The organism is Pectobacterium carotovorum (assembly GCA_016415585.1).
GTDB lineage: Bacteria > Pseudomonadota > Gammaproteobacteria > Enterobacterales > Enterobacteriaceae > Pectobacterium > Pectobacterium carotovorum_K.
On sequence record CP066552.1, the window covers coordinates 2,807,705 to 2,824,382 of the forward strand.

The 16,678-nt window shown below is 55.3% G+C and carries 14 protein-coding genes; 4 read left to right on the top strand and 10 right to left on the bottom strand.

Annotated elements, in window-relative coordinates; all coding sequences use genetic code 11:
- The first annotated feature begins 78 nt into the window (after positions 1–78).
- Both mfd and yegD read left to right on the top strand, forming a co-directional pair.
- Positions 79–3,531, top strand: coding sequence for a transcription-repair coupling factor (mfd, locus tag JFY74_12355; protein QQG26926.1), 3,453 nt, complete (start codon positions 79–81; stop codon positions 3,529–3,531).
- Positions 3,532–3,751: 220 nt separating this feature from the next.
- Positions 3,752–5,104: a molecular chaperone gene (gene yegD, locus JFY74_12360; protein ID QQG26927.1), complete on the top strand. Its 1,353-nt coding sequence runs from the start codon at positions 3,752–3,754 to the stop codon at positions 5,102–5,104.
- Between the two features lie 51 nt (positions 5,105–5,155).
- On the opposite strand, the gene JFY74_12365 is transcribed toward yegD, so the two are convergent.
- Entirely contained in the window at positions 5,156–5,746 is a 591-nt protein-coding gene (locus JFY74_12365; protein QQG26928.1) for a TetR family transcriptional regulator, read from the bottom strand.
- A gap of 135 nt (positions 5,747–5,881) precedes the next feature.
- On the opposite strand from JFY74_12365, the gene JFY74_12370 reads away from it, so the two are divergent.
- Both JFY74_12370 and JFY74_12375 read left to right on the top strand, forming a co-directional pair.
- Positions 5,882–7,090 (top strand): MFS transporter, encoded by a 1,209-nt coding sequence (locus JFY74_12370; GenBank protein ID QQG26929.1) that lies wholly within the window; start codon positions 5,882–5,884, stop codon positions 7,088–7,090.
- A 38-nt stretch (positions 7,091–7,128) separates the two neighbouring features.
- Complete coding sequence (locus JFY74_12375) at positions 7,129–8,325, top strand: MFS transporter (GenBank protein ID QQG26930.1); 1,197 nt, start codon at positions 7,129–7,131, stop codon at positions 8,323–8,325.
- Between the two features lie 80 nt (positions 8,326–8,405).
- On the opposite strand, the gene JFY74_12380 is transcribed toward JFY74_12375, so the two are convergent.
- The 9 genes from JFY74_12380 to JFY74_12420 form a co-directional block, all read right to left on the bottom strand.
- The gene (locus JFY74_12380) at positions 8,406–8,945 is read right to left on the bottom strand and encodes a glycine zipper 2TM domain-containing protein (protein ID QQG26931.1); all 540 of its coding nucleotides are present in this window, start codon (positions 8,943–8,945) and stop codon (positions 8,406–8,408) included.
- 456 nt (positions 8,946–9,401) lie between these two features.
- Entirely contained in the window at positions 9,402–10,706 is a 1,305-nt protein-coding gene (locus tag JFY74_12385) for an NAD(P)/FAD-dependent oxidoreductase (protein QQG26932.1), read from the bottom strand.
- A 366-nt stretch (positions 10,707–11,072) separates the two neighbouring features.
- Positions 11,073–11,615, bottom strand: a complete 543-nt coding sequence (locus JFY74_12390) for an alpha/beta hydrolase (GenBank protein QQG26933.1) — start codon at positions 11,613–11,615, stop codon at positions 11,073–11,075.
- Positions 11,616–11,643: 28 nt separating this feature from the next.
- Positions 11,644–12,672 (bottom strand): beta-N-acetylhexosaminidase, encoded by a 1,029-nt coding sequence (nagZ, locus tag JFY74_12395; GenBank protein ID QQG26934.1) that lies wholly within the window; start codon positions 12,670–12,672, stop codon positions 11,644–11,646.
- Positions 12,673–12,759: 87 nt separating this feature from the next.
- Positions 12,760–13,629, bottom strand: a complete 870-nt coding sequence (thiK, locus tag JFY74_12400; protein QQG26935.1) for a thiamine kinase — start codon at positions 13,627–13,629, stop codon at positions 12,760–12,762.
- Entirely contained in the window at positions 13,610–14,191 is a 582-nt protein-coding gene (gene lpoB, locus JFY74_12405) for a penicillin-binding protein activator LpoB (GenBank protein ID QQG26936.1), read from the bottom strand. Before lpoB ends, thiK begins: the two co-directional genes overlap by 20 nt.
- 21 nt (positions 14,192–14,212) lie before the next feature.
- Positions 14,213–14,593, bottom strand: a complete 381-nt coding sequence (locus JFY74_12410) for a DUF1425 domain-containing protein (GenBank protein QQG30534.1) — start codon at positions 14,591–14,593, stop codon at positions 14,213–14,215.
- 38 nt (positions 14,594–14,631) lie between these two features.
- Positions 14,632–14,982 carry a purine nucleoside phosphoramidase gene (gene hinT / locus JFY74_12415; protein QQG26937.1) on the bottom strand — a complete coding sequence of 117 codons (351 nt, stop codon included), beginning with the start codon at positions 14,980–14,982 and terminating at the stop codon, positions 14,632–14,634.
- A gap of 228 nt (positions 14,983–15,210) precedes the next feature.
- The gene (locus JFY74_12420; protein ID QQG26938.1) at positions 15,211–16,665 is read right to left on the bottom strand and encodes an MFS transporter; all 1,455 of its coding nucleotides are present in this window, start codon (positions 16,663–16,665) and stop codon (positions 15,211–15,213) included.
- Between the last annotated feature and the right edge of the window lie 13 nt (positions 16,666–16,678).

Genomic DNA, 16,678 nt, shown 5'->3' on the forward strand with positions numbered 1-16,678 from the left:
TATGGAACCCTAACACCCTCACTCTACGGCTTTTTCTTATTCCGAGCCGGATGCAGGGAGGCGAGACCCGATAATCAGATGATGCCTGAAAATTACCGTTATTCGCTGCCGCCCAAAGCGGGTGAGCAGCGCCTGCTGGGCCAGTTAACCGGCGCTGCCTGCGCCGTTGAATGTGCAGAGATCGTTGAACGTCACGCCGGGCTGGTGGTGCTTATCACGCCTGATATGCAAAATGCCCTGCGATTACGCGATGAAATTCAGCAATTTACCGAACAGAACGTCACCACGTTACCTGACTGGGAAACCCTGCCCTACGATAGTTTCTCTCCGCATCAGGAAATTATTTCGACCCGCCTTTCCACACTTTATCAGTTGCCCAACATGACGCGCGGCGTCCTGATTCTGCCGGTCAACACGCTGATGCAACGCGTTTGCCCGCACAGTTTCCTGCATGGTCACGCGCTGGTGCTGAAAAAAGGCCAGCGTCTTTCGCGCGACAAACTGCGTACGCAGCTGGAACAAGCGGGCTACCGTAGCGTCGATCAAGTCATGGAACATGGCGAGTATGCGACACGCGGCGCGCTGTTGGATCTGTTCCCGATGGGGAGCGAAGAACCCTATCGTATCGATTTCTTTGACGATGAGATCGACAGCCTGCGTCTGTTCGATGTGGATACACAGCGCACACTGAATGAAGTGCAGCACATTAATCTGCTGCCTGCGCACGAGTTCCCAACCGATAAAACCGCCATCGAACTTTTCCGCAGCCTGTGGCGCGAGCAGTTCGAGGTACGGCGCGATGCTGAACATATTTATCAACAGGTCAGCAAAGGCGTCTGGCCTGCGGGGATCGAATACTGGCAGCCGTTATTCTTCAGCGAACCGCTACCGTCGCTGTTCAGCTACTTCCCGAACAACACGCTGATCGTTAACACGGGCAATATCGAACAGAGCGCCGAGCGCTTTTGGCAGGATATTCAGCAGCGCTTTGAAAGCCGCCGTATCGACCCCATGCGACCCCTGTTGTCATCAGATTCACTATGGCTGCGTGTCGATAGCCTGTTCGCCGAGCTGAAAGGATGGCCACGCGTGCAGTTGAGAACCGATACGCTGCCGGAAAAAGCCGCCAACGTGAATCTTGCCTATCTGTCGCTGCCAGATCTGGCGGTTCAGCATCAACAGAAATCACCGCTGGATACGCTACGCCGCTTTGTCGAACAGTTTGAAGGCCAAATCATTTTCTCCGTCGAGAGCGAAGGCCGTCGTGAAACGCTACAAGAGCTGCTGGCACGCATCAAGCTGAACCCTACGCCTATCAGTACGCTGGAGCAGGCTCAAGGACGTGGCACTTACCTGATCATCGGAGCCAGCGAACACGGTTTTATTGATACGTTGCGCCAGCGTGCCCTAATCTGCGAAAGCGATCTGCTGGGTGAACGCGTCAGCCGTCGTCGTCAAGATAATCGCCGTACGATTAACACCGATACGCTGATCCGCAATCTGGCAGAACTGCGACCGGGGCAACCCGTCGTGCATCTCGAACACGGCGTTGGCCGCTATGTTGGGTTAACCACGCTAGAGGCAGGTGGCATCAAGGCCGAATACCTGATTTTGACCTATGCGGGTGAAGACAAACTATACGTTCCCGTCTCCTCACTGCATTTGATCAGCCGCTATGCAGGTGGGGCCGATGAGAATGCGCCGTTGCACAAACTGGGTGGCGATGCCTGGTCGCGCGCGCGGCAAAAAGCGGCGGAAAGAGTACGTGATGTCGCCGCCGAACTGCTGGACATTTATGCCCAGCGTGCGGCGAAAAGCGGCTTTGCGTTTAAGCATGACAAAACGCAGTACCAGCTTTTCTGCGAAAGTTTCCCCTTCGAGACGACGCCCGATCAGGCACAGGCCATCAACGCCGTGCTGAGCGACATGTGCCAACCGCTGGCAATGGATCGTCTGGTGTGCGGCGATGTCGGCTTTGGTAAAACCGAAGTGGCGATGCGTGCCGCGTTTCTGGCCGTTGAAAATCATAAGCAGGTTGCCGTGTTGGTGCCGACGACGCTGTTGGCTCAGCAGCATTTTGACAACTTCCGCGATCGCTTTGCCAACTGGCCAGTGAAAATTGAGATGATTTCTCGTTTCCGCAGCGCGCGTGAACAAACTCAGGTGCTGGAAGAAACGCAGGAAGGTAAAGTCGATATTCTGATCGGTACCCATAAACTGTTACAGAGCGACGTGCGCTGGCGCGATTTAGGGCTGCTGATTGTAGATGAAGAGCACCGCTTCGGTGTGCGCCATAAAGAACGCATCAAAGCGATGCGAGCAGATGTCGATATCCTGACACTGACCGCCACGCCGATTCCGCGGACGCTCAACATGGCCATGAGCGGGATGCGCGATCTGTCGATCATCGCCACACCGCCCGCCCGCCGTTTGGCCGTCAAAACGTTCGTGCGCGAATATGACAACCTGGTGGTGCGCGAAGCGATTTTGCGTGAGATTCTGCGCGGCGGACAGGTGTACTACCTCTATAACGACGTCGAAAATATCGAGAAAGCCACCCAGCGGCTGGCGGAGCTGGTGCCGGAAGCACGCATCGCGATCGGTCACGGCCAGATGCGCGAACGCGAACTGGAACGGGTCATGAACGACTTCCACCATCAGCGTTTTAACGTGCTGGTGTGTACCACGATCATCGAAACGGGGATCGATATACCGAGCGCCAACACGATTATCATCGAGCGTGCCGATCACTTCGGCCTGGCCCAGTTGCACCAGTTGCGCGGCCGCGTCGGGCGTTCACACCATCAGGCTTACGCCTACCTGCTGACGCCAAATCCTAAAGCGATGAGCACCGATGCGCAGAAGCGTCTGGAAGCGATCGCCTCACTGGAAGACCTCGGTGCCGGTTTTGCGCTGGCAACACACGATCTGGAAATCCGCGGCGCGGGCGAACTGCTCGGTGACGATCAGAGCGGACAGATGACCAGCATCGGTTTCTCGCTGTATATGGAACTGCTGGAAAGCGCTGTCGATGCCTTAAAAGCGGGCCGGGAGCCGTCGCTGGAAGATCTGATCAACAGCCAGACCGACGTCGAACTGCGTTTGCCTGCCCTGCTGCCCGATGATTTCATCCCTGACGTCAATACGCGCCTGTCGTTATACAAACGTATTGCCAGTGCGAAAACCCCCGCCGAGCTGGATGAGTTGAAGGTCGAACTGATCGATCGCTTCGGTCTTCTTCCCGATGCAAGCCGCTATCTGTTGCAGGTTGCCGCCTTGCGCCAGCAGGCACAGGCACTGGGCATTCGCCGTATTGAAGGGAACGAGAAAGGCGGTTTTATCGAATTCAGCGAGCAAAACCGCGTCGATCCCTCCCACCTCATCGGCCTGTTACAGCGCGATCCGGGCACCTATCGCCTTGATGGCCCAACCCGCCTGAAATTCATGAAGGATTTGAGCGACCGTCCGCAGCGCATCGAGTTTATCGGTTCACTGCTGGGGAACATGGCGCAGCATACACTGGCAACATAGCCCGCTTTCAGGATAAAAACGGGAACCTTCGGGTTCCCTTAGATTCGTCATTAGTAAACATTCGGCCACCAACACATCAGGCTTTACAAGCCCTGCCGGAACACAGTAAAGTCGCTCCCTTTTTTTATGGTTCGCCATCCTTGTCGGCTCCCCTTCCGGGTCATCGCGGGTGCGACGTTAAAAAGTTCTCCTGGTAATTTTCTTGGCATGGGGTCTCACTATGTTTATCGGTTTTGACTACGGTACGGCCAACTGTTCGGTGGCAGTTATGGATGCGGGAACACCACGGCTCCTGTCGCTGGAAAATGGCTCGCCTTATCTTTCTTCTCTGCTGTGCGCGCCCGTGCGTGAAGCGGTTAGCGAGTGGTTATGGCGACACCATCAGGTCAATGCTGAGGGTGAGAACGCACTGCTGCTGAAGCGCGCCATCAGCTACAACCGCGAGGAAGATATTCGCGTGCAGTCGGATAGCGTGAAATTCGGACGTGATGCGTTACGCCACTATATGGATGACCCGGAAGAAACGTGGTTCGTTAAATCGCCAAAGTCCTTCCTCGGTGCCGTCGGGCTGAAAGCCCAGCAGATTGCGCTGTTTGAAGATTTGGTCTGCTCCATGATGCTGCATATCCGCACGCAAGCAGAAAGCCAGCTTGACCAGACTATTCGTCAGGCCGTCATCGGTCGTCCGATTAACTTTCAGAGTATCGGCGGCGAAGAAGCCAACCAGCAGGCGCAAGGAATTTTAGATCGTGCGGCACACCGTGCCGGATTTGAAGACGTCGTCTTCCAGTTTGAACCTGTGGCCGCCGGGCTGGATTTCGAATCTACGCTGACAAAAGAAACGCGAGTGCTGGTTGTGGATATCGGCGGCGGAACCACCGACTGCTCCATGCTGCTGATGGGCCCAGAATGGCACAAACAGCAAGAACGTTCGCAAAGTCTGTTAGGACACAGCGGCTGCCGCGTTGGCGGTAACGATCTGGACATCATGCTGGCGTTCAAACAGCTGATGCCGCTGCTTGGCATGAATAGCGAGACGGAAAAAGGCATCGCTCTGCCGATCATGACCTGGTGGAATGCGGTCGCAATTAACGATATCCCAGCGCAAAAAGAGTTTCATAGCACCGCCAGCCGCGCGTTAATCAACGAGATGATCCGCGATGCCCGTCAGCCCGAGCTGGTAAAAAGACTGCTGACCGTCTGGCAACAGCGCCTGAGCTACCGTCTGATTCAACTGGCGGAAGAGAGCAAGATTGCACTGTCCAACCAGTCGGAAACAGCGGCCGATTTGCACTTTATCGAATCAGGTCTGGCAACGCGCATTCATGCTGATGAACTCAACGCCGCCATCGAGAATCCGCTCATGCGTATTCAGCAGCAGGTGACGTTGGCGCTAGAAACCAGTCAGACCCGGCCGGAGGTGATCTACCTGACCGGCGGTAGCGCCCGTTCTCCCCTACTGCGTCAGGCCATTCAGCAATTGCTTCCTGATATTCCTATCGCCAGCGGCAACGATTTTGGCTCCGTTACCGCCGGATTGGCGCGCTGGGCAGAGATTATCTTCCGCCGTTAAGCCAAAGACGGGACGCCAACCACGCGTCTCGTCAGGCTATTCTTTTGATCGCTACCGTGGCTTGATTAACAGCCCACGCAGCAGCAATTCCAGCGCGGCAACGCCTTGTGTCAGCCGCGCATTACCCTCCTCTCCCTCCGCAATCCAGAACGCCGCTTCGGCCAGACTGCCGTAGATTAACGATGCAAGCGCCTGTGGATCGACATCCGCTACCGCGCCCTGTCGGATAAGGTTATCGATCAGCCGCTGCATCGACTCAACACAATGGCGCTGTGAATCCGGCGACGCGCCGCCCAAAACTGCCCGGGCATCGCGCAGCACAATGCGCTGAATCTCCGGCTCCCGCGCCATTTCCAGATAGGCGCAGCAGCGGCGCCGAAAGCCTTCCCAGGCATCTTCAGCGGTATCGGAGATGGCTTGCAGTCGTTCATCCATCTCGGCATCGATCTGTTCCACCACGGCTGCCAATAGTCCTTTCTTGTCACCGAAGTGGTGATAAAGCGCCCCACGGGTCAGGCTCGCCTGCGCAGTGAGATCGTCCATTGAGGTGTCAGCATAGCCGCGTTCGCTAAAGACCTTACGGGCAGTAGCCAGCAGCGTAGCGCGGGTTTCTTCCATTTCAGCACGGGTACGACGAACCATCGATACATCCTTACATACAGATCGTATGATTATTTACATTCATTCCGTATGAATATATGCTTTTATTCATACGCTATGTATGTATTGTCGCTGTGCCACAGCGCGGTGGCAAGTGGATTCACTTTGGAGAATGAGATGGTCAATCCTTATCGAGAACTTTTCACCGCACCCGGCACCAAGGGCTTTGCACTGGCTGGCCTGCTGGCGCGCATTCCGCTGCCCATGACGGGCATTGGCATGATCACTATGTTGTCGCAACTGCGCGGCAGCTATGCGCTGGCGGGTGCCGTGTCCGCCACCTTTGTGCTGACCTACGCGCTGCTGTCACCGCAGATCTCCCGTCTGGTCGATCGCCACGGGCAAGGCCGCGTGCTACCGCTTGCAACCACCGTCAGCGTGATCGGCATACTGCTTCTGCTCGTCAGCACCTGGTGGCAAGCACCTGACTGGAGCTTATTCATTGGAGCCTTGCTGGCGGGTTTCATGCCCAGCATGTCCGCGATGGTAAGAGCACGCTGGACAGCAATCTATCGCGGCCAGCCTCGCTTGCAGACGGCTTACTCGCTGGAGACGGTGCTCGATGAAGTCACTTTTATCGCCGGACCACCGCTGGCTGTCGGGCTGTCCGTCGCGGTGTTTCCTCAGGCTGGCCCGCTGGCAGCGGCGCTCTTGCTGATTATTGGCGTGTTTGCTCTGGTGACACAGCGCGGCACCGAACCGCCGGTAGAAGCACAGGATGTCTGCACGGATCGTTCAGGGTCGGTGATCAAGCAGCCGAACGTGCGTTTGCTGGCGCTGTTGATGGTCGCGATGGGCGTCATCGTGGGCACCGTGGATATCGTCAGCGTCGCCTTCGCCGAACAGCATGGTCAGCCTGCTGCGGCCAGTCTGGTGCTGTCGGCTTATGCGGTAGGTTCCTGTCTGGCCGGACTGGTGTTTGGCGCTCTCAAGCTGCGAACCGCATTGCACCAGTTGCTGTTGCTGGGCGGCTTGGCAACGGCAGCAACCACGTTGCCTCTACTGCTGGTTGGCAGCATTCCGGCACTGGCTGCGGCCGTGCTGATCGCCGGGCTGTTCTTCGCCCCCACCATGATCGTGGCAATGTCGCTGATCGAACGTCTGGTTCCCGAACATCGCCTGACCGAAGGCATGACCTGGCTGCTGGCAGGGTTGAATGTCGGCGTGGCGCTGGGCGCTGCGGTATCAGGCCACGTTGTCGATGATGACGGTGCTCGAGCCGGATTCGCCGTGGCGCTGTGCGCTGGCGTACTGGTGCTGCTGGTCGCGCTGTGGGGGTACCAGCGCCTGCGGGCACATGCCTCCTCTCTTCCCCATGTCGCTTGACGGTTAAACCGCTTGTTCCCCCTATTAAGGACTGAACCATGAATACGTCTTCCTCTATCCCTATAGGTGCAGCTTCACAGCATCTCTGGCTGGCCGTCGTCGCCGTCGGTCTTGCGACCTTCTCTGTCGTCACGACGGAAATGCTTCCGGTCGGCTTGCTAACGCCGATTGCCGATACGTTACAGACTTCTACCGGAACCGCTGGCCTGATGATTTCACTGCCTGCACTGTTAGCCGCGTTATTCGCCCCACTCGTGGTCATCGCATCCGGTGGTATGGATAGACGCAGGATCCTATGCGGACTGCTGACGCTGCTGGTTATCGCCAACATTGCCTCGGCACTGGCACCGGACATCGGTTGGATGCTGGCGGCACGCGTGCTGGTTGGTTTCTGCATGGGCGGTATCTGGGCAATTGCCGGTGGTCTGGCGGCCCGACTCGTTCCCGATCACGCCATCGGTCTGGCGACATCTATCATTTTTGGCGGTGTCGCGGCGGCATCGGTGCTGGGTGTGCCGTTCGGCGCACTGATCGGCGATCTCGCCGGATGGCGCTGGGCCTTCGGCTGCATGGCTGTCTTTAGCGGGCTGGTGCTAGTGCTTCACCTCGCGGTTATTCCTGCCTTGCCCGTCGCCCATTCCGTCACCTTACGCCAGTTCGGCGAGCAGTTGATCAACCGTAAACTGCAAGTCGGGTTAATTCTGACGCTGTTACTGGTAGCCGGACACTTCATGGCTTTTACCTTCGTGCGACCACTGCTGCTATCGGTGTCAGGGTTCGATGCGCGATGGATCGGCGCATTGCTGTTCGCCTATGGTCTGGCAGGCATCATCGGCAATTTTCTGGCGGGCATCATCGCAGCGCGGCGCACGACGTTAACCTTGATGGCAATCGCGTTGGGACTGTTGTTGACCCCAATCTTGTTCCTGACCGTCGGTGGTTCACATTTCGGCGGCAGTATAGCGCTGCTCGTCTGGGGATTAGCCTACGGCGGCGTGTCTGTCGGTTTGATGACCTGGATGATGAAGGCCGCGCCGCGCGCCGTGGAGATGGCCTCCGCGCTGTATGTTGGCGTTTTTAATGTTGGCATCGCGCTTGGGTCATGGGTAGGCGGCCAGATAGTCGATAGCTCTGGCCTGATTACGACGCTTTGGCTGGCTGCTGGATTTGCAGCTGTCGCCGTATTGTTATCGTTGAGCATGAAACTGGCTGAGAGCAGGAAGATCGTACAATGAAAAAACCGCGAGCACCTTCTTCAGGTGTCTCGCGGTTTTTAGAGATGGTGTCAGCGCAAAACCGTAGACGTTGGAGTCAATTAACTCTGTTGGTTCAGGACTAATTGCCCGTTTCGATCTACTGGAATTTGTGTACCAGGATCGCGATCCATGCGGATTTTACCCTGCTGGTCGCCGATTTTATAGGTGACATCATAACCCAGAACTTTTTGTGATTTGTCGTACACGGTCTGACAGCGCTGTTGCTGCGTCGTATACGTATCATTTTCCTGCATGCCGCTTTGTACGCGGTTACCTGCATAACCACCGGCCAACGCGCCCGCTACCGTCGCGATATCTTTACCGCGTCCGCCACCAATCTGGTGCCCCAACACGCCCCCAGCCACGGCACCCAGTACCGACCCGGCGATCTGGTTTTCATCCTGCACTGGGCGACGATGCGTCACGCTCACATTGCGGCATTCCTGACGAGGCGTTTTGACCGTTTCTTTAATCGGTGTTGCTGTTAGCACCTGTGCAAACTGAGGTTTAGAGGAAAAGACATCCATACTCGCCACCGCCGCCACACCCAATGCAGCAGCCACACCAATACCTACACCCGCTAACATTGATTTGTTCACAGGATACCTCCCGAATCTATTCTCACGCATTCCCCACCTGCAATCCTGACGAAACATTGTTTTACGTCAGCTCGCGTTTAACGCGATGAATCCGATGGTTCCTTCTGAATATCAGCATTCAGAATTTTCGGCGTGCGTGCTACGCCATCTGTAAACAGTGGAAAGTCTGCACAATGTTTCACACTCTCGCAATAAGACTAATTAACCAAAACTGTCAGATTCGTAACATAAAACCGTCATTTGGGAATTATCTTAACTGGAATTGGTAATAGGACGACATTTTATACTGCCACATCAGAGAAGTAGCCCATCGTGCGACAGCTCAGAAACAAGGGGGAGTAGATTGACGGAAAAGAGAGGGTTACTGAGTAAGTAAAAAGATGGCCGCTGACAGAAAAGAATACGGGCATGACATTGCGTTCACGCCCGTATCAGAAAGCTGTCAACTGCGATGAATTAATGCAGTTTCAGACGTGGGCGAATCACCCGGTTGATCCCACCGACCAACATCATTAGGCCAGTTTTAACATAGCCATGCAGAGCAACCTGATGCATACGATAGAGAGAGATATACACGAAACGTGCAATCCGCCCTTCTACCATGACGGAGCCCCGCATCAGGTTCCCCATCAGGCTGCCAACCGTACTAAATTTAGACAGCGAAACCAGCGAACCGTGATCTTTATAGACATAAGGTTTCAGCGTTTGCCCGTTCAGCAACGCGATGATATTGCTGTGGCAACGTGATGCCATCTGGTGAGCCGCCTGTGCGCGCGGTGGCACAAACCCGCCACCTTCCTGCGGGCAGGAGGCACAGTCGCCAATGGCGAAAATGTTGGGATCGCGCGTCGTCTGCAACGTCGGTTCAACTACCAGCTGATTAATCCGGTTCGTTTCCAGACCTGCAATCTCTTTCATCGCATCCGGTGCTTTGATGCCCGCCGCCCAAACCATCAGGTCGGCTTCGATAAATTCACCGTCTTTGGTATTCAGACCGCCACGTTCTGCGCTGGTCACCATGGTTTTTGTCAACACGCGAACGCCAATATTGTTCAATTCCTGATGTGCAGCCGCTGAAATACGCGGCGGCAGCGCAGGCAGAATACGTTCGCCCGCTTCCACCAGCGTCACATTCAGCGTTTGGTTATCCAGCCCGTCAAAGCCGTAGCTGTGCAGCTGTTTCACCGCGTTATGCAATTCCGCAGACAACTCGACTCCTGTCGCACCACCGCCCACAATCGCGATGTTCACTCGCTCTTTTTCTTCCTGATTTGCCGTGAATTTCAGGAACAAATTCAGCATTTCATTATGGAAACGACGGGCTTGTTTCGGGTTATCCAGGAAAATACAGTGATCTTTCACGCCCGGCGTGCCGAAGTCATTTGAGGCGCTGCCTAATGCCACCACCAAAATGTCATAAGGAATACGGCGTGCCGCGACCAGCACATCGCCTTGCTCGTCACACACTTCAGCCAGTTGAATCTGCTGCTGTTCACGATCGATATCCGTCAACATGCCCAGTTGGAACTGGAAATAGTGATTGCGGGCGTGCGCCAGATAGCTCAGCGCATCCATATCGTCGTCCAGTGAGCCGGTTGCCACTTCATGTAGCAGCGGTTTCCACAGGTGGCTGTGGTTGCGATCCACCAGCGTGATCTCCGCTTTTTTCTTGCGTCCTAACTTGTGGCCCAAACTCGTTGCGAGTTCAAGTCCGCCAGCTCCCCCGCCGACAATGACAATTTTTTTGGTTGGTGATGTCAAAATGACCCCCTAAAATGTGAACCAATCGTTAATAAAGAGTAAAAAATAATATCCTTATATAACATAGGGTTCGCGTAAGTTAAGCCTCATATCTGCTGCAAGAATAGCACGCTAGGTTATTTGGTCATACCAAAATTGATATATATCAATTTATTTTGTCGAGCAGGTTTTTAGCGAGAAAATTCCATCTTTATTTCAGTGAATTAGAGGAAATCTGCGCGAAGAGAAAATGCTGAATCGTGCGCGTCTGCGCCGCTGGATGAACTAAGGAAAGTAAATAAATTGCGTCATTCCTCCTGATCTCCCTCAAAAAAGGATACCAGAAGGAACGACAGCAGCCGTTAACAAGTCATCGCTAACGCAGGGTTAACCGAGCGTTTTGAAGGCTTTTATTCTCTGCAAATGGGGGGAGATGCTTTTGAATTTATGCGTCTGAATATCGTCCCAGACGATCTCGTAATACGTTCCCAACGTCTGCGCGCTACGCTGGCTGTCGAGCATTTCATCCTGACGAGAGAGCATCACCATGCAGCGATCGCGGTTCTTTTCACGAAAGTTCGCCACGCACTTCGTGGCGATATCCAGATACTCTTCTGGGCGATCGATTTTCCCGCTCATGTTTTCCTGCGGGAAAAGGTTAGGATTAACGATGACTTGCCGTATATCACACAGGAAACCGACACGTTCGGCCCAAAATCCCCCCAATCCCACGCCACAGATCAGCGGACGATCGTCATCAGACTGCTGAATCGTCTTATCCACCTGCTTGAGCAGATGTTGCATATCATGACGCGGATGCAACGTGCTGTAGCTAATCAGCCGAACATCTTCATCAATAAACTGAAGCTGTAGGACCTTTTCATGGTTGCCGGGGCTGGTCGAGTCAAAACCGTGTAAATAGATAATCATCTTTCATCCTCACCGCAGACTGGGTTGCCTATTTCTCGCCATTTTTATGCGCCTGCCAGCGCTCGCTGAGTAATGTGAGCGCCTGATTAGCCTGCTTCCAGCGTGGCGAATCCAGCAGTTCCCGACGAGAAAACGAACCCTGATGATATAAGCGCGTCAGTTGCTCCGCTTTGACCGGGGACAGGTTATCCAGCACGCTGACCGCCCCTTCACGATGGTTACAGACCAGGATCATGTCACATCCAGCCTGCAATGCCGCCTGCGCCCGCTCGGGATAGCTACCCATCACAGCGGCACCTTCCATCGAGAGATCGTCAGAGAAAATGATGCCATCAAAACCCAGCTCTTCACGCAGCACCGTTTTGAGCCAATAGGACGAACCACTGGCAGGACGCGGATCGGCCTCTGTGTAGATCACATGAGCAGGCATGATCGCATCCAACTGCTGGCGCTGGATCAGTTCTTTAAAAATCAGCATGTCGTGCGCACGAATCTCCGCAAGCGGACGTGGATCGCGCGGCGTTTCTTTATGTGAGTCGGCGCTGACCACTCCGTGGCCGGGGAAGTGCTTACCCGTGACCTTCATGCCTGCGCTGTGCATACCGCGGATAAAGCGCTGCGCCACCGCCAACGCTGTCTCTGGATTGGCATGAAATGAACGCTCACCAATCGCCGCGCTCTGGTGGCCGATATCCAGCACCGGCGCAAAGCTAATATCGATATCCATCGCGATCATTTCTGCCGCCATCAGCCAACCGCCTTCTTCCGCCAAACGCAGGGCTTCTGATTCGCTATTTAATGCCGCAAACGCCTGCGCGGCAGGCAAACGAGTAAATCCGTCACGAAAACGCTGAACGCGCCCACCTTCTTGATCCACGGATACTACAAGGCGCTCGCGCGACGCCGCGCGGATTTGACGCACCAGTTCGCGCAACTGCGCCGCGTCATGAAAATTACGGGTAAACAGAATCACGCCACCAACCAGCGGATGTTCCAGCACTTCACGATCTTCTGCATCCAGCTCATAGCTGGCAACGTCTAACATTACCGGACCCACAAAAACCTCATTCTTTAGAGTGTACTGCTTAATGAAATGATCTTTACCACAAAAGCCACACCGTCAGCCTGACTATAGCCGATGACCTCACTGTAGCCGATGATATAGCGCGGGAATGTCCGCTAAAAACTCGGGGTTCTTCGTTTGCTGCCAGCGAACCTCAAACCACATCAATACCAGATAATCGACCCAGGGGAACCACTGCATCATCTGTTGCTGGAGGCGGCTCACGGAAAGCCCTCGCCGATGTCTCTGGTAGCTCTGTAGAAAATGCGTTTGCGCCTGGCTTTCCATCTGGATGGCTCGCACAATAAATGCCAGTTCAAAGGCAATATCGCCATCTGAGGCATATTCCCAATCAATCAGCATCGTTTCTTGTGGAGTAATCAGCAGGTTTTCAGCATGCACATCGAGGTGGAGAGGTGCCAACGCCAAAGGCGTGGGTAGCGCTGCATGCTGAAAATAATGGTGGGCGCGCAATAACGCGGGCGAACGGCGGCGCGGATCCATCAACTGCCAGTGCTGCGCGAATAGCACTTTAAGATCGAGAGGATGGCCGCTACGCGGCTGGCGATGAAGCTGAGACAATATTCGCGCCACTTCGCCATTAGCCAGCATCATCAGGAACTCATCAGAGGTGGCAATGCGCCCCGGCACCCACTCGACAATCAGCCAGCCATCACGCCACAGCAGCGGCCGTGGCGCGAGACCTATCGCCGACATCTGCCGCAGCAGAGCGAACTCGCGCTGGCGATCGACACCCATTCTCCGCTCGGTTGGCGATTGCCGACGCGCAAGCCATTCGATGCCCGGACCACGGATACGCCAGCTTTTACTACTCAAGCCACCAACCAGCTCAAAGCGAATATCCGCCATTTCCACGGCCGGGAAATGTTTCAGGATCGTCGCAGTCAGCTGCTGGTGGATGCCTGCCTGCTTAATGCTGAACGGCGCCATTGCCTGACCACACAATTTCACCGGTCTGCACCAGCATCAGTTGCATGTCGAGCTGCGGCGATTTCACATCACCACTGACATCGCTGTACAGCACATACTGCGCGCTGACATAACGTGCCAGACCAATCGCCTTGCTGCGCGATCCTAAGCTGTCATCAACCGACAGACCCAGCGTTTGTTTTGCAGCGGCCAGTTGCTCACGCGGCACCAGCGTAAACGCCTTACCGGAAGATAACGCGCTGTACAATGCGCCCGTCGCTTTCGCGATCGTCAGTGAGCCATTGGTGTTGTTTTTCACACTATCCACCAGCAGGATGCTGCCCGGCGTGACGCCATCGGCTTTCAGCATTTGCGCCACCAGCGGATTAATGCTGGCTTCCCAGTTCAACGTCTGGATTTTTGGCGGTTGTGGTACGGATTCTCCCGGCGGCGGCGTTGGCGTGGTCGGCACTTGAGGCTCAACGGGCTCAATAGTCGCAGGTGGTTCGGTCGGTTCCGGCGGACGGCTGGGGCAGCCTGTCAGGACCAATGCCGCCAGTATCACCCCTAGATACTTTTTCATATTTTCTCTCTCTGCACAGCATTACAAAAACAGATGAAGACGGACCTGACGCGCATTAGGACTGCTGCGCGTTGAAAAAACCGTCATTTCCGTCTGTGGAGGAATTTCAAGGGATTGCACCTGCTCAAAAGGCAATACGTCCAGTCCGTTCTCATCATACCAATAGAAACGGTAGTGCACGGTCACTGCATGTGAAGCATCATTACTGACGACAGAAGAAGCACGCAATCGCCCATCCTCTGAATCCAGTGACGGGTTCCCCGCAGTAATACTGGCCGACAGCACGGGAGCGTCCAATACCAGCGTTTGCCGCTCATTGATGGTCAGCACCTTTGGCGCACTACAGCCCGCCAGCAGCCCAACCATCAGACATGCGGACAGAAAAAGCATCGGGTTACGCATGATGTTCTCACACAATAATCTAGCCATGACCATCGAGCTTAGTTCGCCAGCAAAGGCCCTAATGCGCGGCCACCCAGCAGATGCATGTGGATGTGATAAACCTCCTGCCCGCCGTGTCGGTTGCAGTTAATGATCAGGCGATAGCCGTCCTCTGCAATCCCTTCCTGCTGCGCAATTTTACCCGCGACCGTCACCATACGTCCCAGCGCCGCTTCATGCTCGGGGGCCGTGTCGTTAACGGTAGGGATCAGTACGTTCGGTATGATCAGGATATGGGTTGGCGTGCGAGGCGCGATGTCACGAAAGGCGGTGACCAGTTCATCCTGATACACGATATCGGCAGGAATTTCCCGGCGGATGATTTTACTAAAGATGGTTTCTTCAGCCATGATTGATTTCCTTGTTAAAGCTGGCGTTGAACGACGTCATGTAGGCAGTATGAGTGACATATTCCATTTCTTTCAACCTTCTTCGTCTATTTCTGGTGCGGGTGGTCAAAATACGACTCCCAGTAAAAACCAGAAATATGCCTGCCTTCTCCCGAAAACAGTGATGCTATCACTGCTGTAGTAAGGATTTCGCACCGTCCATCGAAAATTTGTGTGTGCGCCGTCCTATCAACGGAATGACCGCTGCGTTCTTACCAGCATCAGCAACAGAATGCAGACTAGCAGAGCCGCGATCAGGTTGTAGAGCATTCCCGTCACAAAGGCTGCAACGTATTGGCCTGCTTGTGCCACCGCACCATCGCCTGTCGCCAGCGCAGCACCAAACAGGATGCCCACCACGGCCACACCCAGCGCCGCCCCAACCTGCTGAACCGTCGAGATCACGCCCGATGCCATACCAGCCTGAACCTCATCGACAAAACCCAGCACCAGATTCAACAGTGGCGTCATGATGAAACCTTGACCCGCTCCGACCACCACCAGCACAGGGATCAGCCGAACGGCCACCAGATCCGCCCTCACTATCTGCACCTGTATGATCAACAGGCCGATCGAGACAGCGTAAACCAACGCCCCCGCGACGATGGCAGGCGTGCCCCAACGGGCAACCAGACGTGGTGCAGCCAGCGATGCCAGAACGAAGCCCACGCTGCACGGCGCGAAAATACTGCCCGCGAGGAAAGGATCAAGCCCCAGCCCTGTTTGCACCAGTAGAGCAAAACACAGGAAAAATGAGCTGGATGTGGAATACACCAGCAACACCAGCAACACGCCCAGTAGGAAGCGGCGCTGTGCGAGCAGGCGCATATCCACCAGCGGAAGATGCCCCATCAGCTGTCGCCGTTCCTGCTGGCGATGAAAAACTGTCAACAAGATAGTGGCTGTGGCCAACATCCACAGGCTCCATGCTGGCCAGCCTTGCTCCGGGCCTTCGATCAGCGGCACCAAGAGCAGCGTCAGCCCAACGCTGACCAACGCCACACCCGCCCAGTCCAGCGAAGGGCGCTGCGGTGTGCGGGACTCAGGAATAAATCGTGCAGATGCGATAGCCAGCAGGCCAATGGGTACATTGATAAGAAAAATACTCCGCCAGCCCAGCCCGAACAGATTGGCATGTACCAGCCATCCCCCCAGTACCTGACCCGCGATAGCGGCGAGCCCCAGCGTCATGCCCAGCAAACCGAAGGCACGGCGGCTATCGTCACCGTCGAAATTGACGCGGATAGAGGCGTAAACCTGTGGAAACAGTAAAGCGGCCGCAAGCCCCTGCAAGATACGCGCACCAATCAGAAACCCCGCGTTGGGTGCTAAGCCACACAGCGCAGAGGCAAGCGTAAATCCGGCCATACCCACCACAAACAGGCGACGTCGGCCAAATACATCCCCCAGTCGCCCCCCCGTAATCAGCAATACGCCGAAGGCCAGTTCGTAACCCGCAACAATAAAGCCGATCTGCGCGAAGCTAGCGCCCAGATCGGCCTGCATGCTGGGAATAGCGACATTGACCACGAACAGATCGAAGATCGTGACAAAACCGGCCATCAACAGCACAGAGAGGCCGAGCCACGGCGGACTATTGACAGCCGCCGTAGGCAGTGCCGACGCGCGATAATTTGAGTTCATCTTATGTATCCTT